This window comes from Massilia sp. WG5, assembly GCF_001412595.2.
Taxonomy (GTDB): domain Bacteria; phylum Pseudomonadota; class Gammaproteobacteria; order Burkholderiales; family Burkholderiaceae_D; genus Telluria.
Window position 1 is genome coordinate 308,775 of sequence record NZ_CP012640.2, and the last position, 18,122, is coordinate 326,896.

General features: G+C 67.7%; 15 protein-coding genes. 8 read left to right on the forward strand and 7 right to left on the reverse strand.

Annotated elements, in window-relative coordinates:
• Positions 1–30: 30 nt before the first annotated feature.
• Together AM586_RS01395 and AM586_RS01400 are read right to left on the reverse strand one after the other, a co-directional pair.
• Complete coding sequence (locus AM586_RS01395; protein WP_047825040.1) at positions 31–705, reverse strand: haloacid dehalogenase type II; 675 nt, start codon at positions 703–705, stop codon at positions 31–33.
• Between the two features lie 74 nt (positions 706–779).
• Positions 780–1,406, reverse strand: a complete 627-nt coding sequence (locus AM586_RS01400; RefSeq protein ID WP_047825363.1) for a LysE family translocator — start codon at positions 1,404–1,406, stop codon at positions 780–782.
• 130 nt (positions 1,407–1,536) lie between these two features.
• Between AM586_RS01400 and AM586_RS01405 the strand changes: the two genes are divergently transcribed.
• From AM586_RS01405 to cphA (AM586_RS01420), 4 genes are all read left to right on the forward strand, one after another.
• Positions 1,537–2,382 (forward strand): metallophosphoesterase, encoded by an 846-nt coding sequence (locus AM586_RS01405; RefSeq protein ID WP_082439587.1) that lies wholly within the window; start codon positions 1,537–1,539, stop codon positions 2,380–2,382.
• A gap of 168 nt (positions 2,383–2,550) precedes the next feature.
• Positions 2,551–3,954, forward strand: coding sequence for an amino acid permease (locus AM586_RS01410; RefSeq protein WP_082439588.1), 1,404 nt, complete (start codon positions 2,551–2,553; stop codon positions 3,952–3,954).
• 202 nt (positions 3,955–4,156) lie between these two features.
• Entirely contained in the window at positions 4,157–5,620 is a 1,464-nt protein-coding gene (locus AM586_RS01415) for an iron-containing redox enzyme family protein (protein WP_082439589.1), read from the forward strand.
• A 99-nt stretch (positions 5,621–5,719) separates the two neighbouring features.
• A complete protein-coding gene (gene cphA, locus AM586_RS01420; RefSeq protein WP_047825042.1) occupies positions 5,720–8,356 on the forward strand; it encodes a cyanophycin synthetase in 2,637 nt (878 codons plus the stop codon).
• 93 nt (positions 8,357–8,449) lie between these two features.
• Here the strand turns inward: cphA (AM586_RS01420) and cphA (AM586_RS01425) are convergent, their stop codons facing one another.
• Genes cphA (AM586_RS01425) through AM586_RS01435 form a run of 3 tightly spaced genes read right to left on the reverse strand, consistent with a single transcriptional unit; the run spans position 8,450 to position 12,890 of the window.
• Positions 8,450–11,047 carry a cyanophycin synthetase gene (gene cphA, locus AM586_RS01425; RefSeq protein ID WP_047825043.1) on the reverse strand — a complete coding sequence of 866 codons (2,598 nt, stop codon included), beginning with the start codon at positions 11,045–11,047 and terminating at the stop codon, positions 8,450–8,452.
• Positions 11,044–11,973 carry a cyanophycinase gene (locus AM586_RS01430; protein ID WP_082439590.1) on the reverse strand — a complete coding sequence of 310 codons (930 nt, stop codon included), beginning with the start codon at positions 11,971–11,973 and terminating at the stop codon, positions 11,044–11,046. The genes cphA (AM586_RS01425) and AM586_RS01430 overlap by 4 nt, the downstream gene beginning before the upstream one ends.
• Complete coding sequence (locus tag AM586_RS01435; protein ID WP_047825366.1) at positions 11,970–12,890, reverse strand: isoaspartyl peptidase/L-asparaginase; 921 nt, start codon at positions 12,888–12,890, stop codon at positions 11,970–11,972. The genes AM586_RS01430 and AM586_RS01435 overlap by 4 nt, the downstream gene beginning before the upstream one ends.
• A 277-nt stretch (positions 12,891–13,167) precedes the next feature.
• On the opposite strand from AM586_RS01435, the gene AM586_RS01440 reads away from it, so the two are divergent.
• Positions 13,168–13,587: an OmpA family protein gene (locus tag AM586_RS01440; protein ID WP_052233945.1), complete on the forward strand. Its 420-nt coding sequence runs from the start codon at positions 13,168–13,170 to the stop codon at positions 13,585–13,587.
• A 3-nt stretch (positions 13,588–13,590) separates the two neighbouring features.
• Entirely contained in the window at positions 13,591–13,758 is a 168-nt protein-coding gene (locus AM586_RS27940) for an OmpA family protein (protein ID WP_156328205.1), read from the forward strand.
• On the opposite strand, the gene AM586_RS01445 is transcribed toward AM586_RS27940, so the two are convergent.
• A complete protein-coding gene (locus AM586_RS01445) occupies positions 13,755–14,228 on the reverse strand; it encodes a DUF2244 domain-containing protein (RefSeq protein ID WP_047825045.1) in 474 nt (157 codons plus the stop codon). The two genes, AM586_RS27940 and AM586_RS01445, sit on opposite strands and share 4 nt — an antisense overlap.
• Positions 14,225–15,820 carry a cytochrome c oxidase subunit I gene (ctaD, locus tag AM586_RS01450; protein ID WP_047825367.1) on the reverse strand — a complete coding sequence of 532 codons (1,596 nt, stop codon included), beginning with the start codon at positions 15,818–15,820 and terminating at the stop codon, positions 14,225–14,227. Before ctaD ends, AM586_RS01445 begins: the two co-directional genes overlap by 4 nt.
• Before the next feature lie 221 nt (positions 15,821–16,041).
• Here ctaD and AM586_RS01455 point away from each other — a divergent pair, with 221 nt between their 5' ends.
• On the forward strand, positions 16,042–17,292 hold the full coding sequence (locus AM586_RS01455; protein ID WP_047825046.1) for an Hsp70 family protein: 1,251 nt from the start codon (positions 16,042–16,044) through the stop codon (positions 17,290–17,292).
• Between the two features lie 28 nt (positions 17,293–17,320).
• Positions 17,321–17,956 carry a PolC-type DNA polymerase III gene (locus AM586_RS01460; protein WP_047825047.1) on the forward strand — a complete coding sequence of 212 codons (636 nt, stop codon included), beginning with the start codon at positions 17,321–17,323 and terminating at the stop codon, positions 17,954–17,956.
• Positions 17,957–18,122: the final 166 nt, after the last annotated feature.

Genomic DNA, 18,122 nt, shown 5'->3' on the forward strand with positions numbered 1-18,122 from the left:
CAAGCGCCTGCCCGGCCCCGGGGATCCGCCTCAGGCGCCCAGCCGGCCGGCCAGCTCGGACAGGTCCTGCACGATCATCTCCGGTTCATCGGCCAGCGGGAACGGCCGCTGCTTGCCGCGGCAGACGAAGGCGGTGCGCACCCCGGCCAGGCTGGCGCCGGCCAGGTCCCAGCCGTGCGCCGCGACCAGCATCGCCTGCCCGGGCGCGACCCGCATGCGCGACGCCGCGCCCCGGTAGACCTGCGGGTTCGGCTTGTAGACCCCGAAATCCTGTACGCTGAACTGGGCGTCGAACAGCGGCGCCAGGCCGGCGAAGGCCAGCTGGGCGCGCAGGCCGGCGCTGGTCGAATTCGACAGCGCCGCCAGGCCGAATCCGGCGCGACGCAGGCGCGCCAGCGCAGGGGCCGCGTCCGGGTGCGCGGGCAGGCGCGTGATCGGCGCGATCGCCGCCTGCGCCTGCTGCGGGCTCAGGTTCAGGCCGCGGCCTTCGGCCAGCATGCGCAGCGCCGCCGCCCCGACCTCGGGCAGCGGCTCGAAGCGCCCGGCCAGGTTCAGCGCGGTTGCGTAGTGCAGCATGGTGGTGAACCAGAGCTCGGCGCCGCCTGGAAGGAGGCGCTCGATGCTGGCCCGCAGCGGGGCCAGGTCGAGCAGGGTTTCGTTGATGTCGAACAGCAGGAGGACGGGACGGTCCGTGCTTTGGGGCATGTGGTCGGCTCCTTAATAAAGCGGAGCCCCATCATCGCCCGATCCCGTCCCGGCCGGCGCGCGGGACCGGTGGATCAGCGCGCCACGATCAGGCGCAGGCCGAGCGCGATGAAGATCGCGCCGGCGATCCGGTCCATCCACATGCCGGCGCGCGGGCGGCGCGCCAGCCAGGCGCCGACCGCGCCGGAAAAGAAGCCCAGCAGGCCGAACAGGACTGCGGCCTGGGCCGTGAAGGCGAGGCCGAGCAGGGCGGTCTGCAGGTTGGCGTCGCCGCGCTGTGCTGCCACGAACTGCGGCAGGAAGGACAGGAAGAACAGCGCCACCTTCGGATTGATCGCGTTCGCGAACACGCCGCGGAAGAACAGGGTGCGGGCCGATTCCGTCACGCCTTCGGCGCGGCTTGCGGCCGCGCCGCCGCGGCTCCTGATGGCATTGAAACCCATCCAGGCCAGATACAGGCCGCCGCATACTTTCAGGGTCGTGAAGGCCAGCGGCGAGGCCGCGATCAGGGCGCTGACGCCGATCGCCGCCAGCAGTGTATGGCTGAGGCAGCCGAGCGCGCAGCCGAGGCCGAAGGCCATGCCGCGCATCCGGCCCTTGGCCATGCCGATGCCCAGCACCATCATATTGTCGGGGCCGGGAGACAGGGTCAGCAGGATGGCCGCAGCCAGGAAAGCGAATAATTGTTCTGGTGTCAGCATGCGCGTCATCTTACACTTCGTTGATTTAGAGCACTAGTGCCGTCGCCAAACCTGCGCCAGACCTTCGCACCGCTGGTGTAAAGTGGCAATTTTGCAACATTTCTTCCATTTGCTGTATAGTCCGCGCTGTATGAGACCAAGCAAGCGCCACCGGCCTTTTCGCCACGCCACCGAGCGGGTACTGAACACCCTGCTGATGAAGGGCTGGGCGGCAGCGCTGAGCTACCGCCTGGGCGGCCACGGCGTGCTGGGCGTGACCCGCTACGAGATCGAGCTGGGCCCGGAGCAGCGACTGCCGCGCCCGCTCAGGATCGCCTTCGCCTCGGATTTCCATGCCGGCCCGACCACCCATCCCGCCATCTTCGACGCCCTGCTGGCCCAACTGGCGCACGAGCGCCCCGACGTCCTGCTGCTGGGCGGCGACTATGTCTCCTTCGACGCCGGCCACGTGCGCGCATTGTCCGGTTTCCTGCGCGCGGCCCGGGCGCCGCTCGGGACCTATGCGGTGATGGGCAACCACGACGTCTGGAACGGCGGCGAGGAGATCGCCGCGGTGCTGGCGGCCGGCGGTGCCGAGGTGCTGGTCAACCGCAACACCGCGCTGCCGGCGCCCTTCGGCGCGGTCAGCATCTGCGGGATCGACGACCCCTGGACCGGCGCGCCCTCGGCCGAGGCCACCTTCGACGGCGCCGGGGCGGTGCGGATCTACCTGATGCATTCGCCGGACGGGCTGTGGTGCCTGAAGGGCCAGCGCTTCGATCTCGGCCTGGCCGGCCACACGCACGGCGGGCAGGTGGTGCGCCGCAACGGCGAACCCTTCAAGCGCCCGAGCGGCCCGTATTCGCGCGAATACCGGCACGGACGCTTCGAGATCGAGGGCAACGGGCCGCTGGTCGTCGGCCGCGGCATCGGCTGCGCCGGCATCCCGCTGCGCATGCATGCCGATCCGGAGCTGGTGATCTGCACCGTCCGCTGAAATTCTTCCTGTTTTGCGCTTGGAATTTGAGTAATAATGGCGTGCCGCTTATGCTGCCGCCTGGCATCCCTTTTACTCGAAGGGAAATGCCTGGCTTACCAAGCCCGCAGAGGAGACATCCAACATAACAGGGCCTGGGGATAAATCTACTATCGATTGGAGAACGCAGTGAGTCTTTTTAGAACCAAGAATCTCGACACCATGGTCGCCTCGGCCGGCAAACCCGGCGGGCTGAAAAAGGTGCTCGGGCCCTTCGACCTGATCCTGATGGGAATCGGCGCCATCGTCGGCACCGGTATCTTCGTCCTGACCGGCACCGGCGCGCTGACCGCCGGCCCGGCACTGACCGTGTCCTTCATCATCGCCGCGATCGCCTGCGGCTTCGCCGCCATGTGCTATGCCGAGTTCGCGTCCACCGTGCCGATCGCCGGTTCGATCTACACCTACAGCTATGCCGTGCTGGGCGAGCTGGTGGCATGGATGATCGGCTGGGACTTGCTGCTCGAGTATGGCTTGGCGACCTCGACCGTTGCGGTCGGCTGGTCGGGCTACTTCCAATCGCTGCTGCACGGCGTCGGCGTCGACCTGCCGGCAGCCCTGAGCGCGGCGCCGGGCGCGCGCCCGGGCATCGATACGGTCATGAACCTGCCGGCGCTGCTCATCATGCTGTTCCTGACCTGGATGCTGTCGCTGGGCGTGCGCGAATCGGCCCGCGTCAACAACGTCATGGTGGTCATCAAGATTTCGGTCGTGGTGCTGTTCATCCTGTTCGGCTTCAGCCATGTGAACACCGCCAACTGGCAGCCGTACGCGCCCTTCGGCGCCTCGGGCATCATGAGCGCCGCGGCGCTGGTGTTCTTCGCCTTCATCGGCTTCGACGCCGTGACCTCGGCCGCCGAGGAAGTCAAGAATCCGAAGCGCGACCTGCCGATCGGCATCATCGGCTCGCTGGCGATCTGCACCATCCTGTACGTGATCGTGTCGGCCATCATGACCGGCATCGTGCCGTTCAAGCTGTTCGAAGGCGTTGACCACCCGGTGTCGCTGGCACTGCAGCACGCCGGCGTCAACTGGCTGGCCCGCTGGACCGATCTGGGCGCGATCCTGGGCATGACCACCGTGATGCTGGTGATGGCCTATGGCCAGACCCGCATCCTGTTCGCCATGTCGCGCGACGGCCTGCTGCCGGCCAAGCTGTCGACCGTGCACCCGAAATACGGCACCCCTTACTTCGCCACCTGGCTGGTCGGCATTCTGTTCGGCGTGATCGCCGCCTTCGTGCCGCTGAACGTGCTGGCCGAGCTGGTCAACATCGGCACGCTGGCCGCGTTCTGCCTGGTGTCGGTGGCCGTGGTCGTGCTGCGCAAGAAGCGCCCGGACCTGAAGCGCGCCTTCCGCTGCCCGGGCGTGCCGGTCGTGCCGGCGATCGCCGTGGTGTTCTGCCTGGTCCTGATGAGCTTCCTGAGCGCCGTCACCTGGATCGCCTTCCTGATCTGGCTGGCGATCGGCCTGCTGGTCTACTTCGGCTACGCGCGCAGCCGCTCGCTGCTGCACGGCGCGACCCAGTCGTGATCCGCTGAACCCTTCCTGGCGGCCGCCCGTGCCGCCAGCCCGTAACGGGGCGCCCCGGCATGGCCGGCGCGCCCCGTTTTTTTTTCGGAAAACATTCCATTTTTGTAATCCCTGTCCGACACTAAGGGGAGACGGGAACCGATTACGTGCCTCAGGTCCAGCCTGGATAATCCTGGTAGAACTTTTATCACAAAGATTGTCTATGACTACCACGTTCGCGATGGACACGCCTGAGCTGGAGACCGCGCCGGAAGCGCGCGCAAGCCAGGGCGCTGCAAGCTCGAAAGCACTGTATTTCCAACTGCTCGATACGCCCCAGCAAGCTGCTGCGGCATCGTGCAACTACCTGCTGGCCCAGATCGAAGCGGCGCGCCAGGAACCCTGCGACCTGCCCGAAGCGCTGTGGGAACTCCCCGGCTGGATCCAGGGCCGCGCCGAAGCGGTCGGCATCGCCTACCGCGAATACCTGGCCGCGCGCAAGAACGGCGCCCCGCGCCGCTACTTCGGCAGCAAGTCGCATGCGCTGTACTTCCTGAAGGGCGCGGCGCCGACCAAGCTGGTCGACGGCGCCTGGCTGTACGGCACCCTGCCGCGCTGGGAAAACCCCGATTTCCACCCGCTCATCAAGACCTACCTGGAAGAACTCGGCGACGGCGTGCCGGACAAGAATCACGTGACCCTGTACCGCCGCCTGCTGGCCGCGCACGGTTGCGAACACTGGGAGAGTTTGCCGGAAGACCATTTCGTCCAGGGCGCGATCCAGCTGGCGCTGGCCTACAACGCCGACCGTTTCCTGCCCGAGGCGATCGGCTACAACCTCGGCTACGAGCAATTGCCGCTGCACCTGCTGATCACGTCCTACGAGCTGAACGAACTGGGCATCGACCCCTACTACTTCACCCTGCACGTCACGGTCGACAATGCCGGCAGCGGCCACGCGCACAAGGCGGTGCAGGCGCTGCGCCACCTGATGGCGCAATCGAGCGACCCGGCCAACTTCTTCCGCCGCGTGCTGGACGGCTACCGCCTGAACGAGCTGGGCGCCTGCACCACCTCGATCATCGCCGCCTTCGACCTCGAAGCGGAGCTGGTGGAGATCTTCACGGCCAAGGCCACGGTCGGCCGCAACATGCACTCGGATTACTGCCGGGTCGCCGGCCGCTCGATCAACGACTGGCTGGGCGAGCCGAAGCAGATCCCGGCCTTCCTGGCGGCGATGGAAGGCGCCGGCTGGATCAAGCGCGGCGAAGACGTCGAGAACAGCCGTTTCTGGCGCCTGATCCAGGGCGAGCGCGCCGAAATGTTCGGGGTCTTCTCCAGCTACGAGCAGCAGGTGCTGCGCGACTGGATCACCAGCCCGCGCGATGCGGACGCGAGCTCGCGCACCACGCGCGTGCTGAGCCACCGCGCGCGCCAGCGCACCCTCGACACCCTGAACCAGCATGCCGGCAGGAGTGGCTATCCGGAGCGCGGCCTGATCCGCCGCCATGCGGCAGGCAGCGCCCAGGGCGACAGCGAGCTGCGCGAGCTGGAAGAGAAGGTCGCGTCGAGCGCCGGCAAGCCGGAAGCGATGGCGATGCTGGCGGGCCTGATGTCGCCGTCGGTGCACCACACGGCGATCGGCCTGATGGCGACGCGCATGTATTCGCAACTGCTGGACGCCTGAGGCAGGCGCCACGGCGCCCCCCAAGGCACGCACAAGAACGCAGCAAGTATCAGCGGCGCGGGCAAAGTCCCGCGCCGTTTCAATGTCAAGGAACCATACGTGCAAATTCTCGAACAACGATTCCTGCGTGGCCCGAACATTCACGCGGATACGCCCTGCCTGCTGTCCGTGCTCGACCTGGGCGACCTGTACGGGGTCTCGACCCGCGAGCTCCCGCAGTTCAACGAAGCCCTGCTGACCCTCTTGCCCTCGCTGGCCGACTATCTGGTGCCGACCGGCCAGCCCGGCGGCTTCGCCCAGCGCCTGCGCGAAGGCACCTACCTGGCGCGCGTGGTGGAACACGTGACCCTGGGCCTGCAATGCCTGGCCGGCGCCCCGGCCAGCTTCGGCCGCACCCGTCCCGTGACCGGCACGCCCGGCCAGTACCGCGTCGTGTGCGCCTACCAGATCGAGAAGGTGGCGCAGCCGGCCTTCGAGCTGGCGGTCGAGATCGTCGACGCGCTGGCGCACGGCGGCCGCTTCGATAACATGGCGGCGCGCCTGGAAGAGCTGCGCGAGCTGGCCGAGCACTATGCGATCGGCACCTCCACCGCCGCGGTGCTGGCCGCCGCGCACGAGCGCGGCATCCCGGTCCAGCGCATCACCGAGGACGCCAACCTGTTCCAGCTCGGCTGGGGCGTGAAGCAGAAGCGCATCCAGGCCACCATCACGGGCGAGACCAGCAATATCGCGGTGCGCATCGCCAGCGACAAGCAGCTCACCAAGCAGCTGCTGCTGGAAGCGGGCGTGCCGGTGCCGGAAGGCGAGACCGTCACCTCGATCGACGACGCGCTGCGCGTCGCGCGCAGGCTGGCGGTGCCGGTCACCGTCAAGCCGCTCGACGCCAACCAGGGCAAGGGCGTGACGGTCGATTGCCGCACCCCGGAGGAAGTCGAGCAGGCCTATGCCTTCGCCCGCAAGCACGGGCGCCGCATCATCGTCGAGCGTTACGTCCAGGGTCGCGACTACCGCGTGTTCGTGGCCGCCGGCCGGGTCGCCGCGGCATCCTGCCGGCGTCCGGCCCATGTGCTGGGCGACGGCCGCCACAGCATCCGCGAACTGGTGGCGATCGAAAACCGCAATCCGGCGCGCGGCGAGGGGCATACGAATATCCTGACCCAGATCGCGCTCGACGCCCATGCCGAAGACATGCTGCGCAAGCAGGGCTATGCGCCGGATTCGGTGCCGGCGGAGGGCATCACGGTCGAACTGCGCGGCAACGCGAACCTCTCCACCGGCGGCACCGCCGAGGACGTGACCGACCTGCTGCCGGAATCGACACGCCGCATCTGCGTGCGCGCGGCCAGCAAGATCGGCCTGGACGTGGCCGGCATCGACATCGTCTGCCGCGACATCAGCGTGCCGCTGGCCTCGCAGGGCGGGGCGGTGATCGAGGTGAACGCCGCGCCCGGCATCCGCATGCACCAGTACCCGAGCAGCGGCGCACCGCGCGACGCCGGCGACGCGATCGTCGAAGGTCTGATGGGCGCCTCGGACGGCCGCATCCCGATCATCGCCTGTACCGGCACCAACGGCAAGACCACCACCACGCTGCTGATCGCGCACACCACCCGCCTGGCCGGCCGCGTCACCGGCGTGACGACCACCCACGGCGTCTACATCGACGGCAAGCAGATCACCAAGGGCGACTGCACCGGCTACTGGTCGGCGCGCACGGTGCTTTCCGCGCCGGAGGTCGAGATCGCGGTGCTGGAGACGGCGCGCGGCGGCATCCTGAAGCGCGGCCTGGCCTTCGACCGCTGCGACGTCGGCATCGTGCTGAACGTCTCGCCCGACCACCTGGGCCTGGACGGCATCGACACCATCGAAGACCTGGCCCAGGTCAAGGCCGTGGTGCCGCTCTCAAGCACCCGCGCGGCGGTGCTGAACGCCGAAGACCCGCTGTGCGTCGCGATGGCGCGCCGCGTGCGCCCGGACGTCGAACTGGTCTACTTCTCGATGGAAGCCGACAATCCGGTCCTGCTGCGCCACCTGGAAGAGGGCGGCCGCGCCGCCTACCTGCAGGACAATGCGATCGTGCTCGCCGACGGCAACGTGCACCAGGAACTGCTGCGCGTGGAGAGCATGCCGATCTCGATGGGCGGCCGCGCGCGCTACAACATCGCCAACGGCCTGGCGGCGGCGGCCGGGCTGATGGCGGCGGGTTTCTCCAACCTGCAGATCGCCACCGGCCTGTCCACGTTTGTCAGCGACGGCAAGACGAATCCCCTGCGCACCAACGTGTTCGAGGTGCGCGGCGTGACCGTGATCGTCGATTACGCGCACAACCCGGCGGCCTATGCCGCGCTGGCCGAGATGGCGCGCTCGCTGCTGCCGGGCCAGCTGGTCGGCATCGTCACCGCGCCGGGGGACCGCCGCGACGAAGACCTGCTCGAGGTCGGGCGCATCTGCGCCGCGCGCTTCGACGAGCTGGTGGTGTATGAATCCTCGAGCCGCGGCCGGGCCTACGGCGGCGCGGTCGACCTGATCCTGCAGGGCGCGGAACAGGTGGTCGGCAAGACCGACACCCTGCACCGCGAACCGGAGGTGGGCGAAGCGATCCGCCTGGGCCTGTCGCTGTGCGAACGCGGGGATGTGCTGGTGTTTGCCTGCGGGTCTTCGCTGGACGTGTTCGTGAATGCGATCCGGGAGATGGATCCGGAGAGTGCGGAGCGGATTGCGGCGCAGGTGGGCTGATGGCGCTGCGCTGGAATGAACAACGGGCCGTGTGGCCCGTTTTTTACGTCCGCTTGCTTTGGAACGTCGTTCCCGCCTGCGCGGGGACGACGCTTAGGCGGCTTCCGTCTCGATCCGCTTCGCCACCTCCGGCTTCTGCGGCCTGATCGCCTCCAGCAGTTCGCTGATGTCCGAGCCGCAGCCGAACAGCAGCACGTCGCCTTTCTCGCAGCGCGCCAGGCCGGCGCGGATCGCCTGGTGTACGTCGAGTTCGACCTGCAGGTGGTCTTCCTCGAACTTCGCCAGGCGCACGCCCTCGACCAGCCTGGCCGCCACGGTCCCGGCGGCGCGGCCGCGGTTCTCGGTCTCGTAGATCACCAGTTCGTCGAAGCCCGAGGCGCAGGTGGCGCCGATGTCGACCAGGTCGCTGTCGCGGCGGTCGCCCGGCGCGGCCACCACGCCGACCAGGCGGCCCGGCGACATCGCGCGCGCGGTCTCGGCCAGGGCGGCATAGGCGGCGCTGTTGTGGGCGTAGTCGACGATCACGGTCACGCCGTCGACGTCGAACAGGTTCGAGCGCAGCGGATTGCTCTTCCAGTCGGAGACGAAGGACCGCAGTCCCTCCGCGATTTCCGCGTTGTCGAAACCGCTGGCTGCCAGCGCGGCGGCCGCCGCCAGGCTGTTGGCGATGTTGTAGCGCGCCGCGCCGTTCAGCGTTACCGGCATCTGGCGCACGTCGACGACGGCTTCGTGGCGCGCCCCGTTGGCGAGCACGATCGTATTGTCTTCCAGGTAGACGGCGCGGCCGCCGTGGTCCAGGTGGCGCAGCAGGTGCGGATTGTCGGCGTCCAGCGAGAAGTACAGCAGCTCGACGCTGTCGGCCAGTCCGGAAGCCATCGCCACGCAGTGGTCGTCCTCGGCGTTGAGCACCACGGCGCGCGCGGCGCGCCGCGCGACCACCGCCTTCACCTTCGCCAGTTCCTCGACCGTGTCGACGCCATCCAGGCCGAGATGGTCGGCGGAGACGTTCAGCACCACGGCGACGTCGCAGCGGTCGTAGGCCAGGCCGCGCTTGAGGATGCCGCCCCGCGCGCTCTCCAGCACCGCGAAGTCGACGTCCGGCGAGGTCAGCACGCTGCGCGCCGAACGGTAGCCGGTGCAGTCGCCCTTGGCGATCTGCTGGCCGTCGATGAACACGCCCTCGGTGGTGGTCACGCCGGTGCGCAGGCCGGCCATGCGCGCCGCGTTGGCGATCAGCAGGGTGGTGGTGGTCTTGCCGTTGGTGCCGGTCACGCCGATCACCGGAATCCGGCCGTCGTCCTCGCCGAACAGGGTGTCGACGATGGCGGCGCCGGCGTCGCGCGGGGTGCCGCGGCTCGGGTACTGGTGCATGCGGATGCCGGGCGCCGCGTTCACCTCGATGATGCCGCCGCGCTGTTCGCGCAGGGGCTTCGAAATGTCCTGGCACACGATGTCGATGCCGGCCACGTCCAGTCCGATGGTGCGGGCGGCGCGGATGCAGATATCGCGCGTTTCTTCAGGCAGCAGGTCGGTCACGTCCTCGGCGGTGCCGCCGGTCGAGAGGTTGGCGCTGCCGCGCAGGTCGACCGCGGCGCATTCGGGCGGCACGTCGTCCAGCGTCCAGCCCTGCTGGGCCAGCACCTGCAGCGCCAGCTCGTCCAGCGGGATCCTGGTCAGGATGTTGGTGTGGCCGTCGCCGCGTGCCGGATTCGCATTCTCGGTTTCGACGAGTTGGCGGACGCTGTGCACGCCGTCGCCGACCACATGCGGCGGACGGCGCCAGGAGGCGGCGGCGACCTTGCGGCCGGTGACCAGCACGCGGTAATCGCGCCCGCGCAGGTACTCTTCGACGATCACGTGGCGGCCGTACTTGCGCGCGAACTCGAAGGCGCGTTCGACGTCTTCCGGCGTCGAGCAGGCGACGGTGACGCCCTTGCCCTGGTTGGCGTCGAGCGGTTTGATGGTCACGCAACCGAGGCGACGCGCCACGCGCTGGGCCTGGGCCAGCGACGTGACGGTCTCGCCGGCCGGGACCGGGCAGCCGGCCTGGTCGAGCAGGGTCTTGGTCAGCTGCTTGTCGCTGGCGATGCCGACCGCGATATTGTTGGTGGCGCCGGTAATGGTCGCCTGCAGGCGTTTCTGCTTGCTGCCCCAGCCGAGCTGGAACAGGTTGGCGTCCTCAAGCAGGCGCAGGCTCGGAATGCCGCGCTTGTGGGCGGCGGCGATGACCGCGCCGGTACTGGTGCCGATCGCATGGCGCCGGGCAGTGTCGCGCAGCTCGTCCAGCGCGGCCTCGAGCCCGAAGGGTGCGTGCGCGAGCATGGCCTCGATCAGCTCGCGCGCCGTGCGCAGGGCAGCGCCGGCGACCTGTTCGAGGGTGTAGCCGCACACCACGCGGACCCGTGCCGGGGCGGCCGGATCGACGATGGTCTGGCTGAAGCCGCCCGGCGCGCCGGCGAGGCGCTGCAGCTCCATCGCCACCGGTTCCAACGCCTCGGCCGGCGAGGCGCAGTCGGACAGGCGCGCCGCGGCCTCGGGCGCCATGCCGGGCAGCCGGGCCAGCAGGCGCGCACCGAGGCCGGCCAGGTGCTCGGCGGGGTCGAGCCCGCTGGCGTCGACGACGGCCAGCAGGCAGGGGGTGGCGGCGTACAGATTGGGGCCGCGCAGGAAGCGTTGTTCGGTGATTCTCATGAGATCGGATTCCGTTTCGTTACATTTTCCAGAAACTCGAGCAGCGGTTGCGGGATGCGGCGGTCCGCGCCATCGGTGTCCTCCTTGGGCAGGCGGTACCTGCTGCCGGCCGGCAGCAGGTGCAGGCGCACGTCGATCAGCTCGGGGGTCTCGCGGTCCGAGATCTCGGCGATGTTGGTGTTCATGTTGCGGCCGTCGACGATGGTAACCGCGCCTTCGCCCAGCACTTCGATGCCGACGCCGCGCTCGATCACCAGCGCGGTGTCCTCGTCGATGCCGATGCCCTGCAAATACGGGTTCTGCGCAACCACCGACAACAGGCGCGACAGGCGCTGGCGCTCCGAAAAGTGCTGGTCGACGACGACCTTGTGCAGGAAGCCGAGGCCCGCGCCCAGGCTGACCGAACCCTTCTCGGGGTGCAGCTCGGCGCGGCCCTGGGCCAGCATATGGCCGGACATGGCGGAGGCGCCGGCGCTGGTGCCGCCGATGCAGGCGCCGCGCAGCTTGAGGGCGGTATGCATCGCGGCGTCCAGCGCGGTGCCGCCGATGATGGCCAGCAGCCGTTTCTGGTCGCCGCCGGTCATGAAGATGCCGGTGGCGTCGCGGATGTCGCGGATATGCTCTTCGTCGTTGGCGCACTGGCGGCTCTGCAGGTGCAGGTGCACGCGGTTCTGCACGCCGAGTTCGCCGAAGGCCTTGTCATAGATGCGCCACATCTCGTCGGCGACGGTACTGGCGGCCGAGATCACGACGATCTTCGCGGCCGGCCCGCCGGACAGTTCGACGAAGCGGCTGAGGATTTCCATGTCGCGCTTGCGGTCTTCGTGGCCGCCGATGATCACCAGGTGGCCATGGCTTTCGCGCAGCTGGCGGTCCTGTTCCGGCGGCGTCCGGGTTTGCTCTCGTGTCTGTTCTCGGGGTGTCATTTCTGTGCGCGATCGATGAGTTTTGCCAGCGGCATGCCGCTGTTGCTGAAGGCGCCCGCATCATGCCGGCTGACCGCGATCAGGCCGACCGGGATGTCCTTGTCGAACAGCCCGACACCGCGCTGCAGGGCCTGTTCGAGCGGCATGCCGTCCTCGATCCAGCTGTAGACGCGGTGGGCCAGCAGGTGCCGCACGATGTGTTCGCCGATGCCGGTGGCCGCGACCGCGCCGGCCGGACCGGCGTAGAAGCCGCTGCCGATGATGGGCGTGTCGCCGACCCGGCCCATCAGCGAAGGCGCCGATCCGCCGGTAGAGGAGGCGACGCCGAAGTGGCCGTCCGGCCCGCGCACCACGGCGCCCACGGTGTCGCAGGCGGCATGGGCTGGCAGCTCCAGCGGCCGCTGGTAATTCCAGAAGCGCAGGAAGGCCTGGTTGTCGACGCCGGGCATGGCCGGCTTCGGACCGGCGAGTTCCTTCAGCACCTGGCGATGCTGTTCGCGCTGGTGCTCGGATATCTTGTCCCAGCGCGGATGGCGGATCGCATGGGCGAAGCGGTTCGCGCCGTCGCCGGCCAGGAACCAGTGCGGGGTGTCGGCCACGGCGCGGGCCAGCAGCACCGGGTTCTCGATACCCTGCACGCAGGCGACCGCGCCCAGGCGGCCACGGGTATCCATCACGGACGCGTCCATCTCGACGGTGGCGCCGTCCAGGCCGAGCGCGGCGCCGCGCCCGGCGTTGAAGCGGCCGTCGTCTTCGAGGAAAGTGACGGCTGCGATCGCGGCTTCCAGGGCGTCGCCGCTGATGCCGAGTTCTTCGACGGCGCGGCGCGCGGCGAGCTCGCAGCCGTCATGGTAATTGCCTGGACTGCCGGCGCCGCCGTGGACGACGATGGCATAGTCTCCTTGGGTGAAGCTCATGTTCTTGTTCTCCAAAATGATGCAATGCCGCGCAAAGCATCAGCGCGGCATTGATATGGGGACATTATGCAAATGATGTAGAAAATGAAACATCGGTGCCCTCGCCGTGTGAATGTAAGAAGGCGCTGACACGGCTGGGCGCAATAGCGCCATTTCATGGTCGCAGCGCGGCGTTCGCACCTTGCAGCCGTGCGTCCACAGCTAGGCCTTTGGGCCAGTATCGGGCGCCTGTCGATGTGTCTACACTGTATCTACTTCTCGGCGAGAGGGAACCCCAATGACGAAATTCTCCACACTGTGCGTATTCGGTACGGCGCTGCTGGTGACGGCTTGCGTGTCGCAGCAAAAGTACGAAGCGTCACAACAAAGGAATGCCGAACTCGAGGCGCAGTACAAGCAACTCAACGAGACCATGGGCTCCGAGATTGCTTCCCGCGAGTTGCATATCTCTCGAATGCAGGACGCGATCAGGGTGTCGCTTAACGACGACTTGCTGTTCCCCTCGGGCGGCTCGGACATGTCGTCCGATGCCAAGGCGAGCGTTGCCAAGGTGGCCGCGATCCTGGCGCCTCACCAGAGAAACAAAATCAAGGTGAATGGCTACACGGATAGCACGCCGATTGGTCCGGCACTGGAGAAACAGGGCATCACGACCAATCTCATCCTTTCCCAAAAACGCGCTGACACCGTCATGTAGTTCATGATCTCGCAGGGCGTCAACCCGAATCTCGTCTCGGCCAAAGGCTTTGGCGATGCCGATCCGGTCGCTTCCAACGATACGCCGGAGGGTCGGGCGCAGAATCGCCGGGTGGAACTCACCATAGCCAGCCCCGGCACCGAACAGGGTGTGCCCATCGACACCCGTTAGCGCATCACGGAGACCTGGCGGAGCGCCTGGCGCAGTTCGCGCGCGACCTGGCGCCGTTTTGCTTCGTTCACGAAACGGCCGACCTCGACGCGCACGCCACGCGATTCGAGCGTGATCAGGGCGCGCCGGGCGCCGGCGGGCGGACCGCCCTCGGCGGGCGGCAGCACGCGCGTCCACAGCGGGTCGAGGCGCGCCTGGCTGCGCCGGTCGGCCTGTACGCACTCGACCAGCAGGCAGCTGTCGGTCAGCGCGATGCGTTCGCGGTCGAGCGCGTGCCGCGCATACAGCAGCATGGCCAGGCCCACGCAGGACAGTTCCAGCAGCGAGAAGGCGAGCACGATCCAGACGCCGTGCAGGAAGAAGGCGAGGGCGACCGTGAGCGACACGCTGCACAGCAGGGCATAGGCGCGCGCCACCTGGCGTGGCGTCAGCGAGCAGTTGCGTTGCAGTGTGCACTCGTAGAGCATCATTTCACCATGGGTGGCGTCTCGAAGGTATGGAAGGGCGCCGGGCTGGGGATCGTCCACTCCAGCCCTTCGGCCCCTTCCCAGGGCTTGGCCGGGGCCGGCGGACCGCCGCGGATGTTCGGTATCACGATGAAGAGCAGCCAGTAGACCTGGCTCAGGCCGAACAGCCAGGCGCCGATCGAGGTGATCATGTGGAAATCGGTGAACTGGACGGCATAGTCGGCATAGCGGCGCGGCATCCCGGCCAGGCCGAGGAAGTGCATGGGGAAGAAGGTCACGTTCACCCAGACCAGCGAATTCCAGAAATGGCACTTGGCGCGCCAGTCCTTGACCATGTGCCCGGTCCACTTCGGCACCCAGTAGTAATAGCCGGCGAACAGGCAAAATAGCGATCCCGCCACCAGCACGTAGTGGAAGTGCCCGACCACGTAATAGGTGTCCTGGACCTGGATGTCGATCGGCGCCACCGACAGGATCAGGCCGGTGAAGCCGCCGATCGTGAACACCCAGATGAAGCCGACCGCGAACAGCATCGCCGGCTCGAAGCTCAGCGAGCCCTTCCACATGGTCGCCACCCAGTTGAATACTTTCACGCCGGTCGGGATCGCGACCAGCATGGTGGCGTACATGAAGAAGAGCTGGGCCGTGATCGGCATGCCGGTCGTGAACATGTGGTGGGCCCAGACGATGAAGGAGATGATGGCGATCGCCGCCGTCGCGTACACCATCGAGGCATAGCCGAACAGGGGTTTACGTGCGAAGGCCGGGATGACCTGCGAGACGATCCCGAAACCGGGCAGGATCATGATGTAGACCTCGGGATGGCCGAAGAACCAGAAGATGTGCTGGAACATCACCGGATCGCCGCCGCCGGCCGCATTGAAGAAAGTGGTGCCGAAATGACGGTCCGTGAGCAGCATCGTGACCGCCGTGGCCAGCACCGGCATCACGGCGATCAGCAGGTAGGCGGTGATCAGCCAGGTCCAGCAGAACATCGGCAGCTTCATCAGGGTCATGCCCGGGGCCCGCATATTGAGGATGGTGGTGATGATGTTAATCGAACCCATGATGGACGAGGCGCCCATCAGGTGGACCGCGAAGATCGTCATGTCCATCCCGGTGCCCATCTGCAAGGACAGCGGCGGGTACATGGTCCAGCCGGCGCCGGTGGCGCCGCCCGGCACGAAGAAGGAGGCGGTCAGGAGCAGGGCGGCCGGCGGCAACAGCCAGAACGAGAAGTTGTTCATGCGCGCGAAGGCCATGTCGGAAGCGCCGACCTGCAGCGGCACCATCCAGTTGGCGAAGCCGACGAAGGCCGGCATGATCGCGCCGAACACCATGACCAGCCCGTGCAGGGACACGAATTCGTTGTACAGCTCGGGACGGAAGAATTGCAGGCCGGGCTGGAACAGTTCCAGCCGGATCAGCATGGCGAGCAGGCCGCCCTCCATCAGCATCACGGCCGAGAACCACAGGTAGAGGGTGCCGATGTCCTTGTGGCTGGTGGCGTACAGCCAGCGCCGCCAGCCGTGCGGTTGGGCGTGGACATGGCCTTCGCCATGCGCGAACTCGGGGCTGCCTGCGGTGGTGCTCATGGGATCCTTCGTGGCCTGCGCCTCGGAACCGTACATACAAAGAATATAAGACGGACGGTCGCGCGCACGATTGCGGCGGGCGGCCGGCGCGTTGCCGGCTTGAGACAGGTAGTGCGCAAGTACGGAAAAGGGAACTTCGACGGCTGCGACCGGCTCGCAGGCAAGCCCGAGTTCTGGTAACATCTCGCCCCTTTCCCTGCTTCCTCTCCAGATAGGCTTCCATGGCGAACGCTTGCGGCGTCGATTTCGGCACCTCCAATTCCACCGTCGGCTGGGTCCGTCCCGGCCAACCCAGCCTGCTGGCCCTCGAAGACGGCAAGGCGACCCTGCCGTCGGTCGTGTTCTTCAATGCCGACGACGAACAGGTGCGCTACGGCCGCGCCGCGCTGGCCGATTACCTGGAGGGCTACGAAGGCCGCCTGATGCGCTCCCTGAAGAGCCTGCTCGGCACCAGCCTGATGGATGGCCAGACCGAGGTGGCCGGCCGTGCCTTGCCCTTCCGCCAACTGTTGTCCCACTTCATCGGCGAACTGCGCCGCCGCGCGCAGCAGCAGGCCGGCCGCGAGTTCACCAGCGCCGTGTTCGGCCGCCCCGTGTATTTCATCGACGACGACCCGCAGGCCGACCGCCTGGCCGAGGACACCCTGGCCGAGATTGCCCGTGCGGCCGGGTTCCGCGAGATCGGCTTCCAGTACGAGCCGATTGCCGCCGCCTTCGACTACGAATCGCGCATCGAGAAGGAAGAGCTGGTGCTGATCGCCGACATCGGCGGCGGCACCTCGGACTTTTCGCTGGTGCGCCTCGGTCCGGAGCGCGCCGGGCGCATCGAGCGGCGCGAGGACATCCTGGCCACCGGCGGCGTGCACATCGGCGGCACCGACTTCGATAAATACCTGAGCCTGGCCTCGGTGATGCCGCTGCTGGGCTACGGCAGCGCGCTGGTGTCGGGCGCGCCGATCCCCTCCAGCTATTATTTCAACCTGGCGACCTGGCATACGATCAACCAGGCCTATACTCGCAAGAGCGTGGCCCAGCTAGAAGACCTGGCGCGCGACGCCGCCGAGCCGGCCAAACTGGGGCGCCTGCGCCACCTGATCGACGAGCGCGCCGGCCACTGGCTGGCGATGCAGGTCGAGGAAGCCAAGATCGGCCTGTCCGGCACGCCGCTGGTCGAGCTCGACCTCGACCGCCTGTCGCCGCCCGAACGCCTGCAGGTCGGGCGCGCGCTGTTCGAGACCGCGATCGCGGGCCTGGTCGAGCAGGTCGGTGCGACCGTGCAGCGCCTGCTGGACGAGGCCGGGGTGGCGGCGGAACGCGTCGACACGGTCTTCTTCACCGGCGGATCGAGCGGCGTGGCGGCGCTGCGCGAGCGGATCGCCGCCATCGTCCCGCAGGCCCGCCGCGTCGAGGGCGACCTGTTCGGCAGCATCGGCGCCGGCCTGGCCATCGACGCCGCCCGTAAATTCGGATGAGAGCAGCGTTCTCTCTTGAAAGGTAACCATGTTTGAACGTCCGATCGTCATGCTCGACTTCGAGACCACCGGCCTGTCGCCCGAGTCCGGCGACCGCATCACCGAGGTCGCCGCGCTGCGCATCGCGGGCGGCGAGATCGTCGAGCGCTATGTCTCGCTGGTGAACTGCGGCGTGCGCATTCCGCCCTTCATCACCTCGCTGACCGGCATCACCCAGCAGATGGTGGACGGCGCGCCGCCGGCCGCCGAGGTGATTCCGGAACTGATCGACTTCATCGGCGCCGATACCCTGGCCGCGCACAACGCCAGCTTCGACGAGAAGTTCCTGAAGGCCGAGGGCACGCGCCAGGGCCATGCCTGCCGCCACGCCGGCCTGGTGTGCTCGGTCAAGCTGTCGCGCCGGGTCTTGCCGGGCATGCCCAGCTACAAGCTCGGCGAACTGGCGCGCTCGCTGGGGATCGCCTTCCGCGGCACCGCCCACCGCGCCGAAGCCGACGCCGAGGTCGCCGCCCGCCTGCTGCTGCACATCGGCCGCCATCTCGGCGAATCCTATGGACTGGGAAGCGTGGCGCCGGAACTGTTGGTTGAGATCAATCGCTTGGCCGCAGCCAAGGTGGATGAGTATATCGGCGGCTATGCTGCAGCGCGCAAGCGCGTCGCTTGACGAATAGACCACATTGTTAATCAGACAGCGCGCTAACTGTGCGCGAACCCGACAGTTTGTCTCATCACAATCGCTGTAGCGGCCGGGCAGCGTGATTTTCGCTACAGTTGCGCTTGCTCTACCCGGCTGCGGATTCCGCCTGTTTTTTTTCCGCGCCGAACGGGCA

Coding starts and splice junctions, on each gene's coding strand:
- AM586_RS01395 (WP_047825040.1), bottom strand. CDS start 705: ATGCCCCAAAGCACGGACCGTCCCGTCCTCCTGCTGTTCGACATCAAC.
- AM586_RS01400 (WP_047825363.1), bottom strand. CDS start 1,406: ATGCTGACACCAGAACAATTATTCGCTTTCCTGGCTGCGGCCATCCTG.
- AM586_RS01405 (WP_082439587.1), top strand. CDS start 1,537: ATGAGACCAAGCAAGCGCCACCGGCCTTTTCGCCACGCCACCGAGCGG.
- AM586_RS01415 (WP_082439589.1), top strand. CDS start 4,157: ATGACTACCACGTTCGCGATGGACACGCCTGAGCTGGAGACCGCGCCG.
- cphA (WP_047825043.1), bottom strand. CDS start 11,047: ATGAGAATCACCGAACAACGCTTCCTGCGCGGCCCCAATCTGTACGCC.
- AM586_RS01430 (WP_082439590.1), bottom strand. CDS start 11,973: ATGACACCCCGAGAACAGACACGAGAGCAAACCCGGACGCCGCCGGAA.
- AM586_RS01435 (WP_047825366.1), bottom strand. CDS start 12,890: ATGAGCTTCACCCAAGGAGACTATGCCATCGTCGTCCACGGCGGCGCC.
- AM586_RS01440 (WP_052233945.1), top strand. CDS start 13,168: ATGACGAAATTCTCCACACTGTGCGTATTCGGTACGGCGCTGCTGGTG.
- AM586_RS27940 (WP_156328205.1), top strand. CDS start 13,591: ATGATCTCGCAGGGCGTCAACCCGAATCTCGTCTCGGCCAAAGGCTTT.
- AM586_RS01445 (WP_047825045.1), bottom strand. CDS start 14,228: ATGATGCTCTACGAGTGCACACTGCAACGCAACTGCTCGCTGACGCCA.
- ctaD (WP_047825367.1), bottom strand. CDS start 15,820: ATGAGCACCACCGCAGGCAGCCCCGAGTTCGCGCATGGCGAAGGCCAT.
- AM586_RS01455 (WP_047825046.1), top strand. CDS start 16,042: ATGGCGAACGCTTGCGGCGTCGATTTCGGCACCTCCAATTCCACCGTC.
- AM586_RS01460 (WP_047825047.1), top strand. CDS start 17,321: ATGTTTGAACGTCCGATCGTCATGCTCGACTTCGAGACCACCGGCCTG.